The following is a 3,149-nucleotide window of genomic DNA, read 5'->3' on the forward strand; positions in this document are numbered from 1 at the left end:
AATCGCATCGAGATCATGTTCGGCAGGTTGAAAGATTGGAGACGGGTCGCGACCCGATACGACAGGTGCCCGAAGGTCTTCCTCTCCGCAATCGCGCTAGCGGCAACCGTCATCTATTGGCTATGAGTCCTGACCCTAGAGGCTGCGGGCGGCCCTGTGATTACTGCGGCCGCCTTTGGACGGTTAGTTGGCATACGTACACAAGGTTGGTTCGAAAGTCTTTCGGCCGCCGGTCATACGCCAGCTACACGTATGCCGCATCCGAAATGGGGCGGTGAAAGGGTTTATGCCTCAGCAAGCGATATCGGAGAATTCCGCAGCCGTTTCGTGACTCTTAAGATCTTGGAAGAAGAGTTTGGACTGCACAAGAGAACGCTTCTTGTGAAATTGAAGTCCGCAAAGGTGAATCCTTTTGCGCCAAATGGAGAGGATTTCGGCCCGCTGTATGTGCGTGAGGATGCCGAGGAAGCCCTCAAATAGCATTCGTTTTGTCTGCAAAAAGACCCCGGCGCCTCCGAGAAATACAAAATGGACATACCGACGGTGCTGCGCATTCGATGAAACCCGCCGAATCTCATCTGCAAAAATGCACTCAAGGGCACACTGCGGCAATTGAACTGGACAAAAACAAACTTCTTGACACGGATTTGCAAGGAACATGCCAAATTTGCACGCTTATGCTCCATTGGCACAAATTCTGTGAGATTGGCAGGGGCAGCAGGGTTCGAACCCGCGACCTACGGTTTTGGAGACCGTCGCTCTACCAGCTGAGCTATACCCCTAAGGCCGTGGTTGTCCTATGCCAAGGCGCTCGGAGGGGCAAGAGAGAAATGGCCCCGTGATGCAACAGAAGGTTTGGCAATTTAAACACAGTACGATCAGAGCCATTCCCGCCGCCGCCCGGATTGCGTATGACGGCGGTAAAGTAGACGGGAGCAATAGGTGAGCCTGCGAAAAAAAATTGCAGACAGCGCGTGGTTTAACGCGGCGATCGAGGGGGTATTTGCTGCCTATATCCGATTTGCCTATCGCACCTCGCGATGGGAGCGGCAGGGATTCGGGGCGATGGACGAAGTGCTCGCGGAAGGCGAGCCGGTAATCGTGGCACTCTGGCATCAACGCCTGATGATGGCACCTTATCTCTTCAACTTGGACCTGGGCAAAATCTGTTCGCTCACTTCGGCAGCACGTGCAGGGCGTATGGCCGGTCAGGTTCAGGCGCGTTTTGGCTTTGCGACAATCGCGATGTCCTCGCATATGCGCCATGTCACCTTGTCTCGCGAAGTCCTGGGGCGGATGCGGGATGGCTGGTCTATCGGTATTGCCACGGACGGACCACGCGGCCCTGCACGCATCGCGTCGACCGTGCCGCTGGTATGGGCACGCACCTCGGGCAAGCGTGTGTTTGTGGTCGCCTTCTCCGCACGGCGAGTCGTTGCATTTCCCACCTGGGACAAGATGTGGCTTCCCGCACCGTTCACGCGCGGCGTTCTGATGTGCCGAGAATGGCAGGAAGACGTGCCGCGCAGACCCACGGAAGAGGAAACCGAAGCACTGCGGCAAAAGCTCGAACTCGCGCTGGATGCGATAACCGACGCAGCGGATTTAGCGGCGGGGCGTAGCTAAAGCGCGTTGGCCGTTGCCTCAAGCGCAGGCAAATCGGCACCGCAAATTGCGGCTTCGTGGCTCAATATATGCTCAATAGGCCAATCCCACCACGCGAGCTGCAAGAGCCGTTCGATGGTTTCGGCCTCGAACCGGTAGCGCAGCACCTTGCCCGGATTACCGATGACAACGGCATAATTCGGCACTTCACCGCCAACCACCGCGCCTGCGCCGATGATCACACCGGAACCGATTCGCGCACCGGGCAGAATGCGCGCGCCCTGCCCGATCCAAACGTCATTCCCCACGACCGTATCCCGCCCCGGCGCAGGCATCGACGGCCGTGCATCCGCCGCACCTCCGTCAAAGATGGCAAAGGGAAAGCTTGAAAACCCATCATGGCGATGCTGCGCAGAAGCAGTGATGAAGGTCGCGCCATCGGCGATCTGGCAAAACCTGCCGATCACCAGCCGTTCGGGCGAGAAGTCAAAGAGGTAGGGCACCAGACGCTCAGCCCATTCGGCAGGGTCGGCGGGCGGATCAAACGCGCTGGCATAGGAATAGTCGCCCACGGTGATTCTGGGATGCTGCAGAACAGCAGACAAGAAAACGGTGCCCGGATGTGCGGAACCATCGGGCAAGCGGATCGGGTAAACCGTATCGGGCGGCGCAAAACTCTGCGGCATTCATAGGCCTTTCTGGCTCTTCCAAATGATCGGTACGAGAAGGTTTATTGCAAAACTTAGGGTCGCCGATACCGCTATAGCAACAACACCACGACCGCTAGCAAGACCACAAGCCCGCGGGATCAATCCACAACGGGATGGGAACCATAACTATCGGTTCTGAACCGGGATTGTTATTAACCCCGCGCGAAATCACCACGGCGCCATCGCCACGCAAGGAGACAAGCGGACGGGTCGTCTCGGCGATCAGTGCGTCACGCAACGGCACATGCAGATAGAGAAGGTACCCTCGATCCAATCCACACTGGCAAGATCCGTGGCAGACAGATTGACCCATGCGAGCTCGTCTTTCGCCAACGCACGCAAGATGGCGGGACCAGCTAGATCCGTACTGGGGTCCATCCATTCAGGCTGATCGCGAATTGGAAAAATTCGGGCCCGTCACCTTGGACGATTATCTCTGATGCCGATGATAGCCCCTAGATCAGCGGCCTCAGTCGTTCAAACAAATGGTGTAAAAAAAGGCCGCCCTGATGCGGGCGGCCTTTGGAGAGCTTATTCACAACATATTGCCGTGCAAGGCAATCACCCGTTGCGCACCCCCTCGATCAATCGAGGATTTTGGATACGACGCCGGCGCCGACGGTGCGGCCGCCTTCGCGGATGGCGAAGCGGAGGCCTTGTTCCATGGCGATCGGGGCGATCAGTTCGACGCCAAACGACACGTTGTCGCCAGGCATGACCATCTCGGTGCCTTCTGCCAGTTCAACCGTGCCGGTCACATCCGTGGTCCGGAAGTAGAACTGCGGACGGTAGTTGGCGAAGAACGGCGTGTGACGGCCACCTTCATCCTTGGTC

4 protein-coding genes, 1 tRNA gene and 1 pseudogene are annotated in these 3,149 nt (G+C 57.6%); 3 read left to right on the forward strand and 3 right to left on the reverse strand.

Translation table 11 applies throughout. The features are described from left to right. Together ABJO75_RS28030 and ABJO75_RS28035 are read left to right on the forward strand one after the other, a co-directional pair. On the forward strand, nt 1-126 hold a 126-nt coding region (locus ABJO75_RS28030), incomplete at its 5' end, for a transposase (RefSeq protein ID WP_333483634.1). 30 nt (nt 127-156) lie between these two features. Further along, nucleotides 157-480 (forward strand): hypothetical protein, encoded by a 324-nt coding sequence (locus tag ABJO75_RS28035; RefSeq protein ID WP_348124084.1) that lies wholly within the window; start codon nt 157-159, stop codon nt 478-480. Nucleotides 481-706: 226 nt separating this feature from the next. Here ABJO75_RS28035 and ABJO75_RS28040 read toward each other — a convergent pair. Continuing rightward, nucleotides 707-782 (reverse strand) — tRNA-Trp (locus tag ABJO75_RS28040). 160 nt (nt 783-942) lie between these two features. Between ABJO75_RS28040 and ABJO75_RS28045 the strand changes: the two genes are divergently transcribed. After that, nucleotides 943-1,626, forward strand: coding sequence for a DUF374 domain-containing protein (locus ABJO75_RS28045; RefSeq protein WP_348124086.1), 684 nt, complete (start codon nt 943-945; stop codon nt 1,624-1,626). Here ABJO75_RS28045 and ABJO75_RS28050 read toward each other — a convergent pair. Both ABJO75_RS28050 and tuf read right to left on the reverse strand, forming a co-directional pair. Next, a complete protein-coding gene (locus tag ABJO75_RS28050; protein ID WP_348124088.1) occupies nt 1,623-2,291 on the reverse strand; it encodes a CatB-related O-acetyltransferase in 669 nt (222 codons plus the stop codon). The genes ABJO75_RS28045 and ABJO75_RS28050 overlap by 4 nt on opposite strands. Nucleotides 2,292-2,899: 608 nt before the next feature. Beyond that, nucleotides 2,900-3,149 (reverse strand): annotated as a pseudogene (gene tuf / locus ABJO75_RS28055) (elongation factor Tu); the annotation flags it as partial.

Origin of the sequence: Sedimentitalea sp., assembly GCF_039973035.1 — a bacterium.
In the GTDB taxonomy this organism is placed as follows: domain Bacteria; phylum Pseudomonadota; class Alphaproteobacteria; order Rhodobacterales; family Rhodobacteraceae; genus Sedimentitalea.

What these genes read in the sequence shown, in the direction of transcription:
- ABJO75_RS28050 (WP_348124088.1), bottom strand. Translation starts at nt 2,291, where the DNA reads ATGCCGCAGAGTTTTGCGCCGCCCGATACGGTTTACCCGATCCGCTTG.